The following is a 21,395-nucleotide window of genomic DNA, read 5'->3' as shown; positions in this document are numbered from 1 at the left end:
CAGCAATAGGGGCTACTGCCCCTATTACAAAATCACCTTAGATTTGTTCGCTTTAGTGAACATCTCTCCAGTATTCTTTCTTCAAGAAGAATGCAAGGATAAATAGAATTAATAAAAACCCTAATACCTTAATACCAATTGACTCAGACTCTAGGCGAGATGGCTCACCAACATAAGCTAAGAAATTAGTAATGTCACGTGCAGCATGGTCATATTCATCAGTGCTCATTTCACCTGAGCCATCTGTTTTTAAACCAACTACTTTAGTAACCGTTTTACCATGCTCTTCTACTTCTTCAGTAATAGGCAATGGTAAACCTTGCAATTCTTGTAGTACATGTGGCATACCCACTAATGGGAATACAATATTATTCACACCAAATGGACGCGACTCATCTTTGTAAAACGATTTTAAATACGTATAGATGTAGTCTGGTGATTTAACACGTGAAATCAAAGTTAAATCTGGTGGCGCTGCACCAAACCATTTAGCGGCATCATCTTGATCCATTGCATTCAAAATGTGGCTACCCACTTTTGAACCATCAAAAATTAGCTGCTCCTGGCCAATGTCTGTTGGAATACCAATGTCACGGAACGTACGTTCATAACGTTGGTACTGCATTTGGTGACAACCAAGGCAGTAATTCATGAATAACTGAGCACCACGTTGTAGTGACGCCTTGTCAGTTAAATCATTATTAGCTTCCATCAAAGGTACTGATGGTCCTGCTGCCATAACAAATGTTGGCAACAATGCGAACAAACCGATAACTAGTTTTTTCATCATTTGGTTACCCTCGTAGGCAATGGCTTAGTCGTCTCGTTCTTTGAATACACAAATAGTAACACGAAGAACATAAAGTAAGTCACAGTCGTAATTTGCGATAAGATTGTCTTAAAGTCTGTTTGTGGTGTAGCACCAACCCAACCAAGAATAACAAACGTTACAACAAATTGAGCTATATTCCACTTGTGTAGTGCACAACGATAACGAATAGAGCGCACTGAACCACGGTCAAGCCAAGGTAACAATGCCAATACCACGATTGAGGCACCCATTGCCGCAACACCCATTAACTTATCAGGGATGGCACGTAATATCGCATAAAATGGTGTGAAATACCAAACAGGGAAAATATGCTCTGGTGTTTTTAGTGGATTTGCAGCTTCAAAGTTTGGCGCTTCTAAGAAGAAACCACCCATCTCTGGAGAGAAAAAGACAACCCAACAAAATAAAATTAAGAAACCTGCTACACCTAAAATGTCTTTCACTGTGTAGTAAGGGTGGAAAGGAATTGCGTCAACAATATCTTTCTTATCAGTATAATACTCGTGAAACTTAAACTTAGGCTTTTCATCTTCTGAAATAGTGCCTTTTTTATGTTTAATTTCAATACCATCTGGGTTATTTGAACCAACTTCATGTAATGCTACGATGTGAAGGAATACTAAAATAACCAAGACTAAAGGTAATGCAATAACATGTAATGCAAAGAAGCGGTTAAGCGTTGCACCAGAAATAACATAATCACCACGGATCCACTGAGTTAAGTCTTCACCAATCACTGGAATTGCACCAAATAGCGAGATAATTACCTGAGCTCCCCAAAAAGACATTTGTCCCCAAGGTAGTAAGTAACCCATGAATGCTTCAGCCATTAGCGCTAAGAAAATAAACATACCAAATAACCACAACAACTCTCGTGGCTTTTGATAAGAACCGTAAATCATGCCACGGAACATGTGTAAGTACACAACAACAAAAAACGCAGATGCGCCTGTTGAGTGCAGATATCGCAGTAACCAACCATACTCTACATCACGCATGATGTACTCCACTGAAGCAAATGCGCCCTCAGCAGATGGAACATAGTTCATGGTTAACCAAATACCCGTTAGGATTTGGTTTACTAGCACAAGAATCGCTAATGAACCGAATAAGTACCAAAAGTTAAAATTCTTTGGTGCAGGATATTGAGCAATGTGCATATTCCAGACGCGAGTCATTGGAATACGGTCATCGATCCAGTTAATGACGTTACCTACAACGCCTGAAGCTGCTTTAGAGTTTTCAGCCATTACGCTACCCCTTCTTCTTCACCAACGATAATCGTGGTGTCATCAATAAAGGTGTATGGAGGGATCTCAAGGTTTAACGGTGCAGGAACCGCTTGGAATACTCGACCAGCCATATCAAATTTAGAACCATGACATGGGCAGAAGAAACCATCCTCTGTACCTTCAACTTTTTCACCAAAGCCACCTTGTAGGAAGCTAGGTGAACAGCCTAGGTGTGTACAAATACCGACCGCAACAAAAATCTCCGGACGCTTAGAGCGATATGGATTTTTAGCTGAATCGAGTTGTTGAGGTTCTTCAGAAGCAGGATCACGAAGTTGCCCTTCATGAGCTTTCATCTCTTCTAACATTTTTGGGGTACGAGAAATAACCCAAACAGGCTTACCTCGCCACTCAACACGAATTAATTGTCCAGGCTCAAGTTTGCTGATATCCACTTCTACAGGCGCACCTGCAGATTTAGCTCGCTCACTTGGATTCCAAGACGCAATAAAGGGAACAGCAGCCCCAGCCGCACCAACACCACCTACAACAGAGGTAGCTATGGTTAAAAAGCGACGTCGGCCATTGTCTACAGGCGCATTGCTCATCCACTTATCTCCACTATGAATCTCAACACTTGCTATATTGAGAACATCGTTACAGCAGGTTAATTTTAAGAAACTACAAAATAGACGCGATCATAAATAAATCCCTTGATTAAAACAAGGTTATTCAAACCTAATGATCCGATAAACCAAACAACACAGTCTAAGTTAACCAGAGCAAAAAGCTAATCTCTTATGATATCGCTTCAATAACAACAATTTACTGACCAAGATCAACCTCTGTATGAAAAAATGCCCTCTACAGAATTCCCGTTGAAACTCACTCACTTTACTTGCCCTGCAATTGTAGCAAAAAAAAGCGCTGAGTTATCGACAGATTTGCACTAAATGTAATAAATATTGAACTTTTTTTGTCAATAAAAACGGGATATTAGTATATTGAGGATAATTTAAACGACAGACCGTCGTATAAAAAGGCAACTTTAGGTGAGCAGGGTTAATCAGTAAAAACAAAAAACCCAGCACAAGCTGGGTTTTTGAATTCTTGAAACGTAAAAAATTAACGCTTTGAGAACTGAGGACGCTTACGCGCTTTGTGTAGACCCACTTTCTTACGCTCAACTTTACGAGCATCGCGAGTAACAAAGCCAGCTTTACGAAGTGTAGGACGTAGTGACTCGTCAAACTCCATAAGTGCACGAGTAATACCGTGACGGATTGCGCCAGCTTGACCTGTTGTACCACCACCTTCAACAGTGATGTAAAGGTCAAACTTTTCAGTCATGTCTACAAGCTCAAGAGCTTGACGAACAACCATACGAGCTGTTTCACGACCAAAGTACTCATCTAGTGAGCGCTTATTGATTACGATGTTGCCAGTGCCTGGGCGTAAGAATACGCGAGCACTTGAACTTTTACGACGACCTGTACCGTAGTATTGATTTGCCATGATGTGCTCCTTAAATGTCTAGAACCTGCGGCTGTTGTGCCGCGTGGTTGTGCTCATTACCAACGTAAACTTTAAGCTTACGGTACATTTCACGACCTAGAGGGCCGCGAGGTAACATGCCTTTAACCGCTTTCTCAATAATCATTTCAGGCTTAGCAGCTTGAAGCTTATCGAAAGTTACAGACTTAAGTCCACCTGGGAAACCAGAGTGTGCGTAGTACACTTTGTTTTTGAATTTGTTACCAGTTACAGTAACTTTTTCAGCGTTGATAACGATGATATAATCACCAGTATCTACGTGTGGAGTGTATTCAGCTTTATGCTTTCCGCGTAGGCGACTAGCGATTTCAGTAGCGATACGACCTAAAGTTTTACCTTCAGCGTCAACTACGTACCAGTCACGTTTTACTGTATCTGGTTTAGCAACAAACGTTTTCATCTAAAAAATCCAATGTTTTCAATTAAAACCACAGATAACCAAAATGGTTATCGCTTTACTATATAGTGCTTTAACCCCTTCGAGTTGAAGACTTTTTGCCGCTCAAGTCAGTGGCTAAGCCGACGAGGGCAATAGAACGCAACGTGGCAGGCCGCGGATTATAGCAACTCATAAGGAGATTGACTAGCGCGCGATTGTTTTTTCCACAAAAAAATTGCTTTTCGTTGGTTTCACCCATTACGATGGCTTGATCATTTAACTAGGCGAGATGTTCACGCGCCAAATAATCAAGCGATTGCATTTCTTGTAAACGGCTGATACACCGTTTGAACTCAAACTCCAGTGTGCCCGTAGAATACAACTCTGTGATAGGTGCTTGTGCCGATATGATAAGCGTTACATTTCGCTCATAAAACTCATCCACTAACGCAATAAAACGCCGAGCGGCATCGTCATTCTGTTGGCTCAATTGCTTTACATTGGATAAAATCACGGTGTTATATAGACGACTAATTTCCATATAATCCACTTGTGAGCGCGCAGTTTCACACAACTGTGTAAAATCAAACATGACAATACAGTCTGACACTTTGCGTGTGTTGATTAAGCGTCCTTCAATTTCAATAGCCTCATCCACTCGCCCAGGCTCTGGAGATAACTTATCAAAATAAGCAAATAAATTATCATCCGCTTTTTTGTCTAAGGGACTATGAAATATTTCAGCTTGTTCAAGTGTACGTAATCGGTAATCAATACCAGAGTCTACATTCACGACTTCAGTATTGGCGTTAACAAGCTCTATTGCGGGTAAAAATCGCGCGCGTTGCAGGCCATTTCGATATAAATCATCGGGTACAATGTTTGAGGTGGCCACCAAAACTATATCACGAGCAAAAAGCGCCTGCATCAAGCCTCCTAGTAACATCGCATCGGTGATATCTTGCACAAAAAACTCATCAAAACATATAATATCGGTTTCTTTTTTAAAAATATCAGCAACGACTTCAAGTGGATTTTTAACATCTTGAAGTTTTTTTAATTCATCGTGAACACGATGCATAAAACGGTGAAAATGCACACGCATTTTCCTCTCGCTGGGCAATGCTTCAAAAAACGTATCAACTAAATATGTTTTCCCTCGGCCAACACCTCCCCAAAAATACAATCCTTTAATTTTTTTTGGCTCTGGTTTCTTAGCAAAAATACGAGATAGAAAACTGCCCGAAGGGGCGACTGGTTGGGCGCATAAATCATCATACAAACGTTGCAAATGCTTAACCGCATTTTCTTGTGCACTGTCATACTGGAAATCTTCCGTTTGTAGGTCTTGTTGATATTTTTGCCAAGGAGTCATCATTTTTTACACTGTTAACCGTTTTTATTTGTTCTCTATATTAACACGCAACCAATCTACGCGTATATTGAACAACTAGGTAGATTTTATTCTTATCGCAAATATACGGTTCTAATTTTTTAACTGAGACTGCGATAATTCATAGGAGAGAAATATGACAACCATCGTTTGGTTAGGACTTTTGATTATTACAGGTGTTGTTAGTTTTTTTATTGGTGCTCAAGTCACTAGAAAACAATTGAAACAAACGGAATTAGAACAGCAAGCTATTCAAGCAAAAAGTGAATTAGAACAATATCGTCAAGATGTCTCTGATCACTTAGCCAGTACAAAAAAACTGATGAGCAAGATGCAAGAAAGCTACACGCAACTATTTAGCCATGTAGAACAAACAGATCAAGTGCTATTAACTGAAAAGCCAACTCACCCAAGTGAGCCATTCTTTTCCAAAGAAACAACAGAGCAGCTTCATGCTTCTCTAAAAAGCCGGCCTGAACGCAGAAGAGCAAGTAATCGCTCTGATGACTCAGCACAACCCGTTGACTATGTAGAAGGCGAATCGGGTATTTTTTCTGGTGAAAGTTTAGAAAATGAGCAAACAAAAGTATCTTGATGAACTTTTTTTTGACCCCATAGTCAGTAAGTACAGATAACCAAATAGCGAATTGACGTTGGTCCGATAATTATGTTCCAATGTCTTTTCAATAACTAACTGCTTTTTTCGGAGTACTTATTGACTATGAAATTGAAATTCTCGTTATTATCAGCGGCACTTTTATCTTCAACTTTCTTATTAAATCCCAGTGTCTCTTTCGCTAAATTGCCTGTTGCTGTTAATGGCCAAACCTTACCGACCCTAGCTCCTATGCTAGAGCGTGTTACCCCAGGGGTCGTTAGCATCCAAGTTTCTGGCGCAAAAGAAGTGCGTCGCCGCGTTGACCCATTTGACTATTTTTTTGGCCAACCTCAACCTCGCAGCCAAAAGCGTCAATTCAGTGGATTAGGTTCAGGTGTCATCATTGATGCAAGTGAAGGTTATGTCGTCACCAATAACCATGTGATTGCTGATGCTGAAAAAATCATTGTTACTTTAGAAGATGGTAGAGAATTTGATGCTAAATTAGTTGGCACTGACAAAGAATCTGACATTGCATTATTAGAGATTGAATCAGAAGAACTTACAGAAGTAAAACTCGCGAACTCCGATGTGCTACGAGTTGGGGATTTTGCGGTAGCAATAGGTAACCCTTTCGGACTGAGCCATACGGTTACATCAGGGATTGTAAGTGCGCTTGGTCGAAGTGGTTTAAACATTGAAGGGTATGAAGACTTTATACAAACCGATGCAGCAATTAACCAAGGAAACTCTGGTGGTGCTTTAGTTAACTTAAAAGGCGAACTAATTGGTATTAATACTGCGATTTTAGGAGCATCTGGTGGTAATGTGGGCATTGGTTTTGCTATCCCTTCCAATATGATGAAGAACTTAGTTGACCAAATAGTGGAGTTTGGTCAGGTTAGGCGTGGCTCTCTCGGTATTCAAGGTAGGACATTAGATGCAGGTATTGCTAAAGCACAAGGCTTTGATGTAAAACAAGGGGCTTATGTTGCACAAGTTGTCAATGATTCTGCAGCCAGTGAAGCTGGGATATTAGCAAATGACGTTATTGTGTCAGTCAATGGTGACGATATTCAAAGTTTCGCCGAATTGGCAAGTAAAATTGCAACCATCGGAGAGGGACGTACCGTCAAAGTGGGAGTCTACCGCGATGGGAAAACCCGTTCGATTAACGTCACGCTCAAAGGACAAGGTGAACTACAAGCCCAAGCCGATAAAGTCCATCCTATGTTGCGCGGCGCAGTGCTTGAAAGCGGAGAACGTGAGGGGAATAAAGGCGTGATAGTTTCATCAGTGGAAGCTCGCTCTCCCGCTGCACGCGTTGGATTAGAAGAAGGCGATGTAATTATGCAAGTGAATCGACAACGGATTGACAGCATCCGAGAAATGGGCAGCTTAATTGAGGACATCCAAGGAAATATCGTCCTCGGCATTAAAAGAGGTCGCGACTCGGTATTTCTTTTAATTCAATAATCACTTTTTCAATAAAAAAACACAGTGGTTCTTGCCGCTGTGTTTTTATTTGTGCCATCATAAACAATAAATAAATATAAATAGATTACGACTGTGCTTAAACTACTTCGCTTTATTATGCCGCCATTGCTAGCAGGCCTCGGCATTGCTTTTTTAATCATTTGGTTCACGCCAAACTTACGCAGCGCAGTGCTGCCTAAAATTGATGTATCAAGCCGATATAGTAATACTCATATGAGCTTTGCAGATGCGGTTGAAAAAGCCTCCCCCGCTGTAGTCACTATTTTTTCTGAAGGGATCACCTCTGTCCCTAGGTTTAAGCGTGCAAATACCACACAAGAGCTCGGATCTGGCGTCATCATGTCAAACGACGGTTACATATTAACAAACTACCACGTGGTCAATAATGCAGATCAAATCATGGTCATTTTAACTGACGGACGTATTTTCAATGAAGTTCAAGTGATTGGTTTTGATACAGTAACTGACTTAGCCTTATTAAAAATTGATGAGCAACACCTTCCCGTTATTCCAATGGATGACACTTTCAATCCTCGAGTTGGTGATGTTGTCTTAGCGATTGGTAATCCACTAAATTTGGGTCAAACTATTACTCAAGGTGTGATCAGCGCAACGGGGAAGAAACTGACGCCGGACAATTCTTATAGCAGCCTATTACAAATGGATGCGGCCGTGAATGTCGGCAACTCAGGCGGCGCATTAATAAATTCAAATGGCACATTGGTCGGGCTCACTTCAGCCCAATTTAGAACTCGCTATAATATCGACATTCAAGGGATTTCCTTTGCGATTCCCTACTCACTTGCTAAAGAAGTCATGGAGAAATTAAAACGTGATGGCAGAGTGGTTCGCGGATACCTTGGATTCACCGGAAATGCGGTCGATAGCACGGGTAAAGTCGTTACTGACTTATACACCAAAGTGGTTGGGCTCAGAGTTAATAACATAGACCCCTTAGGGCCTGCATGGCAATCAGGTATGCAAGATAATGACATCATTGTCAAAGTTGCAGGTAATGCTGTCACCAACCCGCAGCAAACACTTAAATTTATTGGTAACACTCGCCCTGGCACCATATTAGAGTTCGAAGCATACCGAAATACCGAGCTATTAACTTTTCAAGTCACAGTTGCAAAACTTGAAAGCAGAACCCAGTAGCGGTTTATATATAATAACCCAAGAAAAAAGCGAGCTTAAGCTCGCTTTTTTCTTAATCACTCAGAAAGTGTTAATTGTGCTTTCTTTTAATATTAGCACCAAGCTTACTTAGCTTATCTTCGATTCTTTGATAGCCGCGGTCAACATGATAGATGCGATCAACCACTGTTTCACCGCTAGCTACTATCCCTGTCAATATCAAGCTTGCAGAAGCTCGCAGGTCTGTTGCCATGACTTGCGCACCACTTAGTTTATCGGTTTCACCACAGATCGCTGTATTGCCCTCTAAACGAATATTTGCGCCCATTCTTTGCAGCTCAGGCACATGCATAAAACGGTTCTCAAAAATAGTTTCAGTGATAGTTGCACTACCCTGCGCAACAACATTCAATGCGGTAAATTGTGCTTGCATATCCGTCGGGAACCCTGGGTGTGGCATTGTCTTAATGTTTACAGCCTGCAACGCACGCTGTCGCATATCAACATAAATACTGTCTGCAGTCACTTCCACCAATGCATTCGCAGCTCTAAGCTTTTCTAACACAGGCTCTAAACTCGTGTGATCCGTGCTCTTACACAAGACTTCGCCCTTCGCCATCGCCGCGGCAACTAAGAAGGTCCCCGTTTCAATTCGATCTGGTAGGATTCTATGTTCGCACCCTAAGAGCTGCTCGACACCCTGCACCTCAATGCGACTAGTACCAGCCCCTTTGATATTCGCCCCCATAGCAATCAAGCACTCAGCTAAATTGACTATTTCAGGCTCTTGAGCTGCATTTTCTAAAACCGTTACGCCGTCAGCCAATGTTGCCGCCATCAACAGGTTTTCTGTCGCCCCAACACTCACCATTTCCATATATATTTCAGCGCCCTGTAAGCGCCCGCTCGACTTAGCATTGATATAACCATTTTCAACAGTTATTTCGGCCCCCATACGCTCTAAGCCTTTAATATGAATATCAACAGGCCTAGCACCGATTGCACAGCCTCCAGGTAAAGACACCTGAGCTTCACCGAAACGAGCCAGTAAAGGTCCCAAAGCAAGTACTGATGCACGCATTTGCTTTACAAGCTCATAGGGAGCAAGCACTTTATCAACACGACTACCATCTACTTCAAGTACACTTCCTTGCCAAGCAACACCAGCACCTAGTGTCTTCAGAAGCGCTTCCGTTGTGCCTATATCACGTAATTGAGGGACATTGCTAAAACGGCTTTTACCATTTGCTAGTAATGCAGCAAATAAAATGGGCAATGCAGCGTTTTTTGCACCTGATATTGTGACTTCACCTGCTAAAGTAGTGCCACCTTGGATAATAAACTGATCCATCGAGGCCTCTTATTGTGGAAGGATAAACTTACGTTCTCTTTGCCACTCCGTTGGCGTAAATGCTTTAATACTTACAGCATGAATCGTCCCATCTGAAATCGTATCCATCAGTGGTCCATATACTAACTGCTGTTTTTTAACGCGGCTAAGCCCATCAAAACATGCTCCAACGGCAATCACTTCATAATGACTTCCATTCGCTTTAACTACCACTTCATCAAGCGACAGCGCCTCTTTTAATAATGTTTCGACTTCGTTTATTTCCATTATATTCACTCAAATAAGGTTGAAACCTGACCCAATGCCATCAAATTGCGCAATTGTTCAGGTATATTCTTAAGCTCAAGACGTTTATCTTGTTGCTGCAATTTACCTAAAGAGTGAATTAACCAAGCTAAGCCCGCTGTGTCAACCCTTGATACGTTAGAAAGGTCAAAATAGAGGGTTGATTGGGCACTTTCTAACTGTCGGTTAAGAAGTCGTTCATCTGTTAAGCTATTTCTTGTCAATTCACCATTGACATAAATGATGCCATCACTTTGTGATTTAAAGTGAACGTTAGTTGCTGCCATCATCCCCCCTAAATTGTACCGGAAGTCGACTTTTCTTATCGAGCAACTGAATCACATGCTCAATACCCTGCTGACGTAAAATACCGTGCAGTTCTGTTTGCTTAGCATCCAACAAACTAATACCTTCCGCCATCATGTCATAAGCTCGCCATTCATTATTTTTCCCTTTACGCACTTTAAAGTCGATACGAATATCAGGTTTACCTGCTTCAATTATCTTCGTTTTAACGATTGCGACATCATCTTTTGAAAAGTCTTTTACGGCCCCAAATTCTACTTTCTGATCTGTGTATTGAGTAAATACGCCAGCATACGTTGCGACTAAGTAACGTTGAAAAACATCAATAAAAGTACGCACATGTTTAATTGCTTGTGCTTTATCTTCTTTATTTTCCATTGTACGAATTTTTTGTATGTAGCTTCCCAACACTCGATAAGCGGCATATTTATAATCAATATACGGCATCAGCTCCTCTTGCACGATCACCCGTAGGTGCTCTTTATTTTTTTGCACCTTTTCTTGATCTCGCGCCACGCGCTTAAATGTGTTATCAGCAACTTGTTGCACCATGCTATAAGGGTCACTTAAATCAACTTTAGCAAGGCTTTGCATACTAACCATTGCCAATAACCCTGCAAATACGCAAATCCACTTACGAAGCATCATCATTATTCACTACCTTGGTTAAATAAGAATTGACCGATTAACTCTTCCAATACCAGTGCTGATTTTGTATCTGTGATTAAATCTCCGTTTCTCAGAGCTTTACTTTCAACTCCAAATAAGTCTTCTAGCTCATCAGAAGCATCATCATGCGCAACCTCATACCCAAAACAAGACTGACGAGCCGACTCTGAAGCAATCACCGGAGAAATGCCTAAATACTGCTCACCTAAAATCCCCGATGTTAAAATTGACACTGAGGTTGTATCTGAAAACTGACACTCATAATTTGCATCTATCGTCATATTGACCACAGGCACAAACTCTTGAGGGTGAATGCTAATACCTTCAACTCGACCAATAACAACCCCACCGACTTTAATTGGTGCTCTGGCTTTTAAGGAGCCGATATTTTCAAATTTAGCGTTTAATGTGTATGTTTCACCACTACCGCTAATACCTGAATTCGCCACTTTCAGTGCAAGTACCGCAAATGCCAGCACGCCTAAAGCAACAAACAATCCAACTAAAATTTCTATTTTCCGTGTATTCATGACGATTTAAAACCTTTTAACCTGAAAACATGACAGCAGTGAGTAAGAAATCAAACCCAAGCACTGCCAATGAAGAATGTACAACCGTTTCTGTTGTTGCTTTACTGATCCCTTCTGATGTGGGGATACAGTCATAGCCTTTATAAAGTGCGATCCAAGTCACTACCAATGCAAAAACAAAACTCTTAATAATACCATTGAGAATATCTTTTTCGAACGACACTTGTGCTTGCATGATCGACCAGAAACTACCAGAATCAACGCCTAACCAATCAACACCAACCAAATGCGCACCTAAAATGGCCACTGCGGAAAATATCAAAGCAAGCAATGGCATACTAATAAATCCAGCCCAAAACCGAGGAGCGATAACACGCTTTAATGGGTCAATAGCCATCATCTCTAAACTAGAAAGTTGCTCTGTTGCTTTCATCAAACCGATTTCAGCCGTTAAAGCACTGCCCGCTCTTCCGGCAAAAAGCAATGCCGTTACTACCGGACCCAGTTCTCGTAATAAACTCAATGCGACCAAAGGTCCTAAGCTATCCTCCGCACCATAGCCAACCAACACAGTATAGCCTTGTAACGCCAAAACCATGCCAATGAAGAGCCCTGAAACCATGATAATTAAAAGTGACTGGTGACCAATCATATAAAGCTGGCGGATAAGCAGCGGGGTGCCCTTTCTTATATTTGGCATGTTAACCAATGCGCCAAATAACATGCTAGTCGAGCGTCCTAACGATGCAAATCGACTCAGTGTTTTATGACCTAACTTCTGAAAAAAGTTAATCACACAGCACCTCCGTTCAATAGCTCTTGATCATAAGGGTTTGCAGGTTGGTGAAATGGCACCGGTCCGTCAGATAAACCTTGTAAGAATTGCTGAACTAGCGGAGAACGATGAGCAAGCATTTCTTGCGCTGTACCACTTCCAATAACCCCTTGTTCCGCAATAATAATTACGTGTTCGGCAATACTTAATACCTCAGTTACATCATGAGTCACGATAAGTGACGACAATCCGAGCACTTCGTTTAAGGATTTAATTAACTTGACCAAGACCCCCATTGAAATAGGATCTTGTCCAGCAAAAGGTTCATCATACATAATTAATTCAGGGTCCAATGCAATCGCTCTCGCAAGTGCAACACGACGTGCCATCCCTCCGGACAACTCTGATGGCATTAAGTCACGAGCCCCACGTAATCCGACGGCTTGCAATTTCATTAATACAACTAAGCGGATCAATTCTTCATTTAATGTAGTATGTTCACGCAACGGAAAAGCGATATTGTCAAAAACAGACATATCTGTAAAAAGTGCGCCACTTTGAAAAAGCATACTCATATTCTTGCGTGCATCATACAATGCAGCACGTGTCATACTGGGAATGCTCTTGCCTTCAAATAAAATATCCCCACTATCAGGCTTGAGTTGACCACCAATCAAACGTAGCATCGTTGTCTTACCAATACCACTGGGGCCCATAATCGCCGTAATTTTCCCTTTTGGTACCGAGAAGCTCATATTCTTATAGATGGTCTTTTCACCACGTGAAAATGTCACATCCTTGATCTCAACTATTGCTTGCGACAAGTCGCTCTCCACATCTAGTTTGACTAATTATGTCATAATACGATTTTTTGCCGCCCGAGGGAAAATACATTTCGTAAAATTTTGTAATATAACATGCCTCTTTCAATGTTACAGAGCCCCCTTGCTATCAATATGAACAACCTCCTTTTATTTATACTTTTTTTGTCGCATTTGTTACTATTTGCATCAATGACACTTTATCACTTGGCATAATTTTAATGGTTCTATCTTTTATTGTCCTCATTCTTGGTTTTGCAGCTCTAGTCTGGAGTGCTGATCGTTTTGTTTTTGGCGCGGCTGCACTCGCTCGTAACTTTGGAGTACCAACATTGATAGTCGGCCTAACAGTCGTCGCAATGGGCTCATCAGCACCTGAAATGATGGTAGCAGGTCAAGCGGCTTTGGCTAATAAAACGGATACAGCTGTTGGCAACGCGATAGGCTCAAATATCGCAAACATTTTACTCGTATTAGGGATCACTGCGTTATTACGTCCTTTATCTGTTAGTTCAGGGATCCTCAAGCGTGAAATGCCGTTACTTGTCATTGTCTCATTAGCAGCATGGTTCATCATAAGCGATAATTACTTCAGTTTGATTGAAGGTTCTCTACTATTAGTCGGCTTTGTACTATTTTTACTGACGTTAATCATCATCACAAAACAAACAGGCAATCAAAACGACCCCCTAGTTAATGAAGCTTGTGACGAAGTACCTGAAAATATCCCTACGAAGAAAGCAGTGTTTTGGTTAGTCGTTGGTATGGTATTGTTACCCGTCAGTTCACACTACCTTGTCGGTTCAGCTGTAGATATCGCAAAATTTTTTGGCATGAGCGACTTATTAATTGGGCTAACAATCATAGCGATCGGAACCAGTTTGCCTGAACTTGCTGCATGTATTGCTGGCGTATTAAAAAAAGAAGACGACCTCGCTCTTGGTAACATTATCGGCTCTAATATCTTTAACATACTCGCGGTTTTATCCATTGCTGGCATTTTAAACCCAGCTTCTCTAGATTTGAATATTGCACAGCGAGACATCTATATCATGTTAGCAGCCACTGTCGCGCTTATTCTTATGAGCCTAAGTTTCACAGGATCTCGACAAATAAATCGTATAGAAGGAGGGCTATTATTAGCCGCTTTCATTAGCTATATGTATTACATTATTTCATTCTAGGAAGTCACTGATGAGCCAAATAAATTTTTCTAAGACTGCACGACAAGTGATCAAAATTGAGCGCCAAGCTATAGATGAAATCACGCAGTATATCGATGAGAGCTTTGAAGCTGGCTGTGAAACTATCTTTAATTGTATCGGTAGAACGATAGTCATTGGCATGGGAAAATCAGGTCACATTGGGAATAAGATTGCAGCCACATTTGCCAGTACTGGTACCCCCGCTTTTTTTGTTCACCCTGGAGAAGCCAGTCATGGTGATTTAGGCATGATCACCAAAGAAGATGTTGTCCTGCTGATCTCTAATTCAGGTGAAACGAGCGAAATATTGAGTATCATACCTGTGATTAAGCGCATTGGCGCAAAAACGATCGCGATGACCGGTAATTCGCACTCAACCATTGCTAAGTTAGCCGATGTACATTTATGTATTGCCGTATCGAAAGAAGCCTGCCCATTAGGACTTGCTCCAACAGCTAGTACAACAGCAACATTGGTAATGGGTGATGCACTCGCCGTCGCTTTGCTAGAGGCTAGAGGCTTTACAGCCGATGATTTTGCACTTTCTCACCCTGGTGGTGCATTAGGGAAAAGACTATTACTGACCATCGATGACATCATGCACAAAGGCGCCGAAGTACCCGTAGTGACTGTTCAAGACACGGTAAAAGCTGCGCTTTTCGAGATGTCAGCCAAAGGATTAGGAATGACAGCCGTAATTAACTCTGAATCTCGCTTATGTGGTATTTTTACAGATGGGGATTTAAGGCGAATCATTGAACAAAGAATTGATTTACATAACGCACTCATTAGCGAGGTAATGACTAAAAGCTGTGCAACCGTACCTGCAAATATTCTTGCAGCTGAAGCATTGAATATAATGGAAACGAAACGAATTAATGGTTTAATTGTCATAGATGATAACCACTACCCGGTCGGTGCTTTAAATACGCAAGATTTACTACGAGCAGGAGTTTTATAATGCAATTCTCAGACTTATATCAACCTATCAGTGATGTTGCGTACAGCAAGGCTGCTAATATTAAGCTACTGATATGTGATATTGATGGCGTTTTTTCTGACGGTCGGATTTACCTTGGCAACAACGGTGAAGAATTAAAAGCATTTAATACAAAAGATGGGTTTGGCATCAAAGCTCTAATCAATAGTGGCGTGCAAGTTGCCGTTATTACTGGCCGGCATTCACAGATTGTTCAGCAAAGAATGACTAGCTTAAACGTACAGCATATTTATCAAGGCCAAGAAAATAAACTGCAGGCATATGACACACTAAAGCAAGCATTAGATTTACAAGATGAAGACATCGCTTATATCGGAGATGATGGCCCTGATTTGCCCGTCATGCAATTAGTGGGCTTTTCAGTTGCAGTTAACGATGCCCACCCTCTTATAAAGCGCGTTGCGCATTATACAACCATGTTACCTGGAGGGTTTGGTGCTGTACGTGAATTAACCGATTTGATTATGCTAGCACAAGGTCACTCGTTAGGTACCACTGGAACAAGCACATGACCATAAATCGAATTGCATTATTGATTATCTTTTCAATGATTATGGGATGGTTGTGGTACCCTTACTTCACCCACCCCCCCTCATCAGAAAACGGTACCAGTGATGTCATTGCTAAGCCAGATTATATAGCAACACAATTACAACAAACAATTTATGATGAAACGGGTATTCGTAGCCATACAGTAACTGCGGATAAAATGGAATTATATCAAGAGCTTGGCTTTAGCCATTTTGAAGCACCTATTTTTACTTTATATAACGGGCCTAAAAACTGGAAAATCACAGCAACTGAAGCCACATTATACGAAAATAACATACTCATTTTGGAAGGTAATGTTGTGGCGCAAAATCTAACAGATAAAGCCATGATTACACATATCAACGCGGACCATATTCGAGTTGAAATTATCAATAAACTAATGCAATCGGAGCAACCGGTAGAAATCACAGGTCCAGACTTACTCATCACAGGTAAAGGTCTGCACGCCGATTTAAATACCGATGTTATAGAGCTAATTAACCATACTAGAACCATATATTATGACCAATAGATTAATAGTCACCGTAGCCTTTATTGGGCTTACATTCAGCAGCGCGCTTGCGGCCAACAATAATGACTTTGCATCACAAGTATCAATTAAAGCAGGCAAGCAAACCGCACAATTAAAAACCAACATTGGTATTTTTGAACAAAATGTTGAAATTATACATGGTAATAGACAAATTAACGCTGATCGCCTAGAAGTGCATAGACGGGCTGAATTAGGAGAAAATAAACAACTGCTTGTCGCTACAGGTAATCCAGCGCGTTTTACCGAGACACAAGCTGATGGCACCGTATTAAGTGCCACGGCGAGTGAGGTTCGATATGATGTAGCGAATAAAAAGCTGACAATCAAAGGTGATGCAGAAATTAACCAAGCAGGCCAAATCATAAAAGCACAATCCATAATTTACGATATGGATAAACAATTAATAAATGCTGAAAAAGGTAATGAAAATACTGGCCGAGTACACACTATTCTTGTCCCAGAAAAAAAATCGAATAAAGAACAAGGCAAATAATAAATGAGTACTTTGACTGCAACCGCTTTGGCTAAAAGCTACAAAGGACGACAAGTCGTAAAAAATGTCAGCCTTGCCGTCGAGGCAGGCAGTATTGTTGGCTTGCTAGGCCCCAACGGGGCAGGTAAAACGACCAGTTTTTATATGATTGTTGGATTAGTGCCAAGCGATAACGGTACCGTAACAATTGATGACCACGATATCACCCTGTTACCGATGCACAGTCGAGCAAGGCTAGGCATCGGTTATTTACCGCAAGAATCTTCCATCTTTCGAAAGTTAACCGTTTACCAGAACTTAATGGCTATTTTAGAAACTCGTAATGAACTGAGTAAACCTGATCGAGAGCAAATTCTTAATGAATTATTAGATGAATTCAACATCCAACATATACGTACAAGTCAAGGTATGGCATTGTCAGGAGGTGAACGTCGAAGAGTCGAAATTGCTCGCGCTTTAGCCGCAAACCCAAAATTTATCCTGTTAGATGAGCCTTTTGCTGGTGTTGACCCAATTTCGGTGTTAGATATAAAGAAAATTATCGAACATTTAAAAAAACGCGGTATAGGTGTTCTGATCACAGATCATAATGTACGAGAAACACTTGATGTGTGCGAAAAAGCATACATAGTTTCACATGGTGAATTAATTGCATCAGGTACTCCAGAACACGTGCTTGCCGATCAAACTGTTCGAGATGTCTACCTAGGTGAACAATTCAGGCTATAGTTATAGTATCTAGGTAATTTTAATAATTGATTAATAGAAAGGATTGTTAGAGATACATGAGGCAATCGTTACAGCTGCGCATGGGTCAGCAATTAACCATGACACCCCAATTACAACAGGCTATCCGCTTGTTGCAATTGAGCACGCTAGATCTCCAACAAGAAATCCAAGAAGCCTTGGACAGCAACCCATTACTGGAAGTTGAAGAATCAGAGCATGAAAACGACAACGAAAATATAGAAAAAGAACATAAAGAGCTCTCGAAAGAAGAATCTAATTCAGACAGTATTGAAGAAGCTCCAGTCAGTGACTATGAGCTTGATGCAGACGCGGCTATGAGTAAAGACACTGTTAGCGAAGAACTTGCGATGGATGTCACATGGGATGAATACATGAGTGCTGCACCAGCAACAAGCAGCGGCCCTATGCCTGAAGACGAAAACATGTACCAAGGCGCAACCACCGAATCGCTCCATGAATACTTAATGTGGCAACTAGAACTGACCCCGTTTAGTGATACTGATAGAGGGATCGCTGTCGCCATTGTGGAAGCCGTGGATGATGGTGGTTTATTAACCTTATCGACCGATGAAATCTTAGAAAGCCTTAATGACGAGAGTTCAGAAGATGCCATTGAACTTGATGAAATTGAGGCTGTCCTGAAACGCATTCAATTATTTGACCCCGTCGGCATTGCTGCTCGTAGCTTGCAAGAATGTTTATGTATCCAGCTTAATCAGTTTGATAAAAGTACACCTTGGCTGGAACATACTAAACATGTGCTCACCGAACATATCGACTTACTTGCAAGTCGAGACTATCGAACGCTAATGAAAAAGACTAAGCTGAAAGAGTCCGATTTAAAAGAAGTCATGACTCTAATACACAGCTTAAATCCAAAACCTGCGGCCAGTATCATCCGTGAAGAGTCTGAATATGTCATACCAGATGTCTCTGTGAAAAAAGTGAAAGGCCGATGGTTAGTTGAATTAAACCCTGATTCAATGCCGAAAATTAGAGTCAATGATCACTATGCGGCGATGTCTCGCTCAATGAAATCAAGCACTGATAGTCAATTTATTCGCTCGCATTTACAAGAAGCTAAATGGTTTATTAAAAGCTTAGAAAGCCGCAATGATACGTTAATGAAAGTAACTAATTGCATTGTGCAGCAACAACAGGCATTCTTTGAACATGGCCCTGAAGCAATGAAACCTATGGTGCTAAATGATGTGGCTGAAATGGTAGAGATGCATGAATCCACTATTTCACGTGTCACAACACAAAAATATATGCACACACCTAGGGGCATTTTTGAGTTGAAATATTTCTTCTCGAGCCATGTGAGTACCGAAAACGGAGGTGAATGCTCTTCCACAGCGATTAGAGCATTGATCAAAAAGCTCATTGCCGCCGAAAATACTGCTAAGCCATTAAGTGATAGCAAAATTGCGGATATATTGGCAGAGCAAGGAATCAAAGTGGCCCGACGTACGATAGCAAAATATCGGGAGTCGTTAGCCATTCCACCGTCGAATCAGCGTAAAAGCTTGATATAAGACGTAATACCAAAGAAGGAAAATGCTTATGCAACTAAATTTAACTGGTCGTCACGTAGAAGTAACTGAATCACTAAGAGACTATGTCAACACCAAGTTTGCGAAGCTAGAAAGGCACTTTGATCATATCAATAATGTGCATGTGATTTTAGATGTTGAAAAACTCGTACAAAAAGCCGAAGCGACCTTACACTTAAGCGGAGCAGAAGTATTTGCCTCTACCGAGCATCAAGATATGTATGCTGCTATTGATGGTTTGGTTGACAAGCTAGACAGACAAGTAATCAAACACAAAGAAAAGCTTACTCGACATTAACCATGAAACTTAGCTCAATAATCAACAAGGACTGCAGTAAAGCTGCGGTCCTTTTTAATAGCAAAAAACGTATTCTCGAATACGTTAGCGAACTTACACATGAACAGTTACCCCACCTAGAACAGCATGATGTTTTATCTGCGCTCATGTCACGAGAGAAGCTAGGCAGTACTGGAATTGGTAAAGGCATCGCTATTCCACATGGCAGAATGCAAGGTATCGAACAAGTTTTTGCGATGATATTAGTTAGTAAAAAATCAGTTCCATTCGATGCCATAGACAATCGTCCAGTCGATATTTTTGTTGCACTCATTGTACCTGAAGGTGATAATCAACAGCATCTGAAAACACTCGCTGCAATTGCTGAAAGCTTAAAAGATAAAGAGTTCTGTAAGCAATTGAGACATGCCAGCAATGATACCGAGCTCTATAGTATTATTAAGGCTCAAGATTAGTAAATAGGGGATAATTGTGGAATTAATCATTATTAGTGGTCGCTCTGGTTCTGGGAAGTCCGTTGCATTAAGAGTGTTAGAAGATTTAGGCTACTATTGTGTTGACAATATTCCTGTCAATTTACTTCCGTCTTTGGTTAGAAGCGTGTCTGAGAGCTATGACAAAATTGCAGTCAGTATTGATGTGCGTAACTTGCCAAAACAACAGCAAGAGTTCAACGATATTCTTGAGTATTTACCAGGGTTTGCTAATCCGATATTATTTTACTTGGACAGTGATGATCAAACATTGATCAAACGCTTTTCTGAAACTCGCAGGCTACACCCACTCTCTATAAATAACTTACCGTTAGATCTAGCCATTAAAGAAGAAAAGCAGCTATTGGATGTACTGATCACCAGTGCCGATGTATTTATTGATACAACCGACCTCAGTGTCCACCAGTTAGCTGAATCTATCCGTGAGCGGATTTTAGGTAAAAAAGATAAACAACTAATTATTACCTTTTTATCTTTTGGCTTTAAACACGGCATGCCAAAAGATGCTGATTATGTGTTTGATGCACGCTTCCTGCCTAACCCTCATTGGGAACCAGAACTAAAACCACTAACGGGCTTAGATCAACCCGTTCAAGAGTATTTAGCTGGGCATAGCATCGTACAAAAATTCACTTGGCAAATTCAAACCTTTGTACAAACGTGGTTACCCCATCTTGAACGTAATAACCGCAGCTATCTTACCATCGCTATCGGCTGTACAGGCGGGCAACATCGCTCTGTGTATTTAGCGCAAACAATTGGGGAGAGTTTTCAACGATCTCATCCAAATGTTCAGATCCGTCATCGTGAGCAAAACAATTAATACAATGTATTATGAGGGTACTTTCTTAATTCAGAATAAGTGTGGTCTGCATGCCAGAGCCGCAACAGTACTGGCACAACTGGCCATCAAGTTCGACGCAAAAATTACCTTATACCAAGATGACAAAGAAGCTGCTGGCGACAGTGTTTTGGCATTACTTTTGTTAGAAAGTAGCCAAGGAAAATACGTAAGGATCAAGTGCGAAGGGCCTGATGCTCAATCTGCCTTAAACGCGATTGGCACCTTGATAGAACAAAAATTTCACGAGCAAGAATAACTTTCCAAGCACAAGAAGTTAATATTATTACCTCTTTCTCACATGGCAACACACTC

The 21,395-nt window shown here is 41.1% G+C and carries 27 protein-coding genes; 14 read left to right on the top strand and 13 right to left on the bottom strand.

Annotated features, from left to right (window positions below; genetic code table 11):
* Positions 1-52: 52 nt before the first annotated feature.
* From J8L98_RS07010 to zapE, 6 genes are all read right to left on the bottom strand, one after another.
* Positions 53-790 (bottom strand): cytochrome c1, encoded by a 738-nt coding sequence (locus tag J8L98_RS07010; RefSeq protein WP_192506329.1) that lies wholly within the window; start codon positions 788-790, stop codon positions 53-55.
* On the bottom strand, positions 787-2,082 hold the full coding sequence (locus J8L98_RS07005; protein ID WP_192506328.1) for a cytochrome b N-terminal domain-containing protein: 1,296 nt from the start codon (positions 2,080-2,082) through the stop codon (positions 787-789). The genes J8L98_RS07010 and J8L98_RS07005 overlap by 4 nt, the downstream gene beginning before the upstream one ends.
* Positions 2,082-2,672, bottom strand: coding sequence for a ubiquinol-cytochrome c reductase iron-sulfur subunit (petA, locus tag J8L98_RS07000; protein WP_119860956.1), 591 nt, complete (start codon positions 2,670-2,672; stop codon positions 2,082-2,084). Before petA ends, J8L98_RS07005 begins: the two co-directional genes overlap by 1 nt.
* Positions 2,673-3,189: 517 nt before the next feature.
* On the bottom strand, positions 3,190-3,582 hold the full coding sequence (gene rpsI / locus J8L98_RS06995; RefSeq protein WP_171041054.1) for a 30S ribosomal protein S9: 393 nt from the start codon (positions 3,580-3,582) through the stop codon (positions 3,190-3,192).
* 7 nt (positions 3,583-3,589) lie between these two features.
* Positions 3,590-4,018, bottom strand: coding sequence for a 50S ribosomal protein L13 (rplM, locus tag J8L98_RS06990; RefSeq protein WP_010361380.1), 429 nt, complete (start codon positions 4,016-4,018; stop codon positions 3,590-3,592).
* A 259-nt stretch (positions 4,019-4,277) separates the two neighbouring features.
* Positions 4,278-5,372 carry a cell division protein ZapE gene (gene zapE / locus J8L98_RS06985; protein WP_192506545.1) on the bottom strand — a complete coding sequence of 365 codons (1,095 nt, stop codon included), beginning with the start codon at positions 5,370-5,372 and terminating at the stop codon, positions 4,278-4,280.
* A 154-nt stretch (positions 5,373-5,526) separates the two neighbouring features.
* Between zapE and J8L98_RS06980 the strand changes: the two genes are divergently transcribed.
* The 3 genes from J8L98_RS06980 to J8L98_RS06970 all read left to right on the top strand — a co-directional run bounded on the left by J8L98_RS06980 (position 5,527) and on the right by J8L98_RS06970 (position 8,643).
* Positions 5,527-5,985: a YhcB family protein gene (locus J8L98_RS06980; protein ID WP_210995844.1), complete on the top strand. Its 459-nt coding sequence runs from the start codon at positions 5,527-5,529 to the stop codon at positions 5,983-5,985.
* 126 nt (positions 5,986-6,111) lie between these two features.
* Entirely contained in the window at positions 6,112-7,464 is a 1,353-nt protein-coding gene (locus tag J8L98_RS06975) for a DegQ family serine endoprotease (RefSeq protein ID WP_210995843.1), read from the top strand.
* Positions 7,465-7,557: 93 nt separating this feature from the next.
* Positions 7,558-8,643, top strand: a complete 1,086-nt coding sequence (locus J8L98_RS06970) for a trypsin-like peptidase domain-containing protein (protein WP_192506325.1) — start codon at positions 7,558-7,560, stop codon at positions 8,641-8,643.
* 70 nt (positions 8,644-8,713) lie between these two features.
* Here J8L98_RS06970 and murA read toward each other — a convergent pair whose 3' ends face one another.
* Genes murA through J8L98_RS06935 form a run of 7 tightly spaced genes read right to left on the bottom strand, consistent with a single transcriptional unit; the run spans position 8,714 to position 13,362 of the window.
* Positions 8,714-9,973 carry a UDP-N-acetylglucosamine 1-carboxyvinyltransferase gene (gene murA / locus J8L98_RS06965; RefSeq protein WP_192506324.1) on the bottom strand — a complete coding sequence of 420 codons (1,260 nt, stop codon included), beginning with the start codon at positions 9,971-9,973 and terminating at the stop codon, positions 8,714-8,716.
* Between the two features lie 9 nt (positions 9,974-9,982).
* Positions 9,983-10,240 (bottom strand): BolA family iron metabolism protein IbaG, encoded by a 258-nt coding sequence (ibaG, locus tag J8L98_RS06960; RefSeq protein WP_192506323.1) that lies wholly within the window; start codon positions 10,238-10,240, stop codon positions 9,983-9,985.
* A 5-nt stretch (positions 10,241-10,245) separates the two neighbouring features.
* The gene (locus tag J8L98_RS06955) at positions 10,246-10,545 is read right to left on the bottom strand and encodes an STAS domain-containing protein (RefSeq protein WP_192506322.1); all 300 of its coding nucleotides are present in this window, start codon (positions 10,543-10,545) and stop codon (positions 10,246-10,248) included.
* Positions 10,532-11,209, bottom strand: a complete 678-nt coding sequence (locus tag J8L98_RS06950; protein WP_210995988.1) for an ABC transporter substrate-binding protein — start codon at positions 11,207-11,209, stop codon at positions 10,532-10,534. Before J8L98_RS06950 ends, J8L98_RS06955 begins: the two co-directional genes overlap by 14 nt.
* 5 nt (positions 11,210-11,214) lie before the next feature.
* On the bottom strand, positions 11,215-11,763 hold the full coding sequence (gene mlaD / locus J8L98_RS06945; RefSeq protein ID WP_192506321.1) for an outer membrane lipid asymmetry maintenance protein MlaD: 549 nt from the start codon (positions 11,761-11,763) through the stop codon (positions 11,215-11,217).
* Between the two features lie 16 nt (positions 11,764-11,779).
* Positions 11,780-12,559 carry a lipid asymmetry maintenance ABC transporter permease subunit MlaE gene (gene mlaE, locus J8L98_RS06940; protein ID WP_192506320.1) on the bottom strand — a complete coding sequence of 260 codons (780 nt, stop codon included), beginning with the start codon at positions 12,557-12,559 and terminating at the stop codon, positions 11,780-11,782.
* Entirely contained in the window at positions 12,556-13,362 is an 807-nt protein-coding gene (locus J8L98_RS06935) for an ATP-binding cassette domain-containing protein (RefSeq protein WP_210995842.1), read from the bottom strand. The genes mlaE and J8L98_RS06935 overlap by 4 nt, the downstream gene beginning before the upstream one ends.
* A 218-nt stretch (positions 13,363-13,580) precedes the next feature.
* Between J8L98_RS06935 and J8L98_RS06930 the strand changes: the two genes are divergently transcribed.
* Genes J8L98_RS06930 through J8L98_RS06880 form a run of 11 tightly spaced genes read left to right on the top strand, consistent with a single transcriptional unit; the run spans position 13,581 to position 21,339 of the window.
* On the top strand, positions 13,581-14,543 hold the full coding sequence (locus J8L98_RS06930) for a calcium/sodium antiporter (protein WP_210995841.1): 963 nt from the start codon (positions 13,581-13,583) through the stop codon (positions 14,541-14,543).
* Positions 14,544-14,553: 10 nt separating this feature from the next.
* A complete protein-coding gene (locus J8L98_RS06925; protein WP_210995840.1) occupies positions 14,554-15,525 on the top strand; it encodes a KpsF/GutQ family sugar-phosphate isomerase in 972 nt (323 codons plus the stop codon).
* Positions 15,525-16,076: a 3-deoxy-manno-octulosonate-8-phosphatase KdsC gene (gene kdsC / locus J8L98_RS06920; RefSeq protein ID WP_210995839.1), complete on the top strand. Its 552-nt coding sequence runs from the start codon at positions 15,525-15,527 to the stop codon at positions 16,074-16,076. The genes J8L98_RS06925 and kdsC overlap by 1 nt, the downstream gene beginning before the upstream one ends.
* The gene (lptC, locus tag J8L98_RS06915) at positions 16,073-16,627 is read left to right on the top strand and encodes an LPS export ABC transporter periplasmic protein LptC (RefSeq protein ID WP_192506315.1); all 555 of its coding nucleotides are present in this window, start codon (positions 16,073-16,075) and stop codon (positions 16,625-16,627) included. The genes kdsC and lptC overlap by 4 nt, the downstream gene beginning before the upstream one ends.
* Positions 16,617-17,141: a lipopolysaccharide transport periplasmic protein LptA gene (gene lptA / locus J8L98_RS06910; RefSeq protein ID WP_210995838.1), complete on the top strand. Its 525-nt coding sequence runs from the start codon at positions 16,617-16,619 to the stop codon at positions 17,139-17,141. The genes lptC and lptA overlap by 11 nt, the downstream gene beginning before the upstream one ends.
* Positions 17,142-17,144: 3 nt before the next feature.
* Positions 17,145-17,870: an LPS export ABC transporter ATP-binding protein gene (gene lptB, locus J8L98_RS06905; RefSeq protein ID WP_192506313.1), complete on the top strand. Its 726-nt coding sequence runs from the start codon at positions 17,145-17,147 to the stop codon at positions 17,868-17,870.
* Between the two features lie 56 nt (positions 17,871-17,926).
* Positions 17,927-19,429 carry an RNA polymerase factor sigma-54 gene (locus J8L98_RS06900; RefSeq protein WP_192506312.1) on the top strand — a complete coding sequence of 501 codons (1,503 nt, stop codon included), beginning with the start codon at positions 17,927-17,929 and terminating at the stop codon, positions 19,427-19,429.
* A gap of 28 nt (positions 19,430-19,457) precedes the next feature.
* Complete coding sequence (gene hpf, locus J8L98_RS06895; RefSeq protein WP_010361359.1) at positions 19,458-19,745, top strand: ribosome hibernation promoting factor; 288 nt, start codon at positions 19,458-19,460, stop codon at positions 19,743-19,745.
* Positions 19,746-19,747: 2 nt separating this feature from the next.
* Positions 19,748-20,200 carry a PTS sugar transporter subunit IIA gene (locus J8L98_RS06890; RefSeq protein ID WP_192506311.1) on the top strand — a complete coding sequence of 151 codons (453 nt, stop codon included), beginning with the start codon at positions 19,748-19,750 and terminating at the stop codon, positions 20,198-20,200.
* 16 nt (positions 20,201-20,216) lie between these two features.
* On the top strand, positions 20,217-21,062 hold the full coding sequence (gene rapZ, locus J8L98_RS06885) for an RNase adapter RapZ (RefSeq protein ID WP_192506310.1): 846 nt from the start codon (positions 20,217-20,219) through the stop codon (positions 21,060-21,062).
* A gap of 4 nt (positions 21,063-21,066) precedes the next feature.
* The gene (locus tag J8L98_RS06880) at positions 21,067-21,339 is read left to right on the top strand and encodes an HPr family phosphocarrier protein (RefSeq protein WP_210995987.1); all 273 of its coding nucleotides are present in this window, start codon (positions 21,067-21,069) and stop codon (positions 21,337-21,339) included.
* Positions 21,340-21,395 lie beyond the last annotated feature (56 nt).

The organism is Pseudoalteromonas sp. MMG013, from assembly GCF_018100885.1.
Taxonomy (GTDB): Bacteria; Pseudomonadota; Gammaproteobacteria; order Enterobacterales; family Alteromonadaceae; genus Pseudoalteromonas; species Pseudoalteromonas aurantia.
The sequence above is the reverse complement of the archived record's forward strand: the minus strand, read 5'-3'. Positions and strand labels throughout refer to the sequence as shown.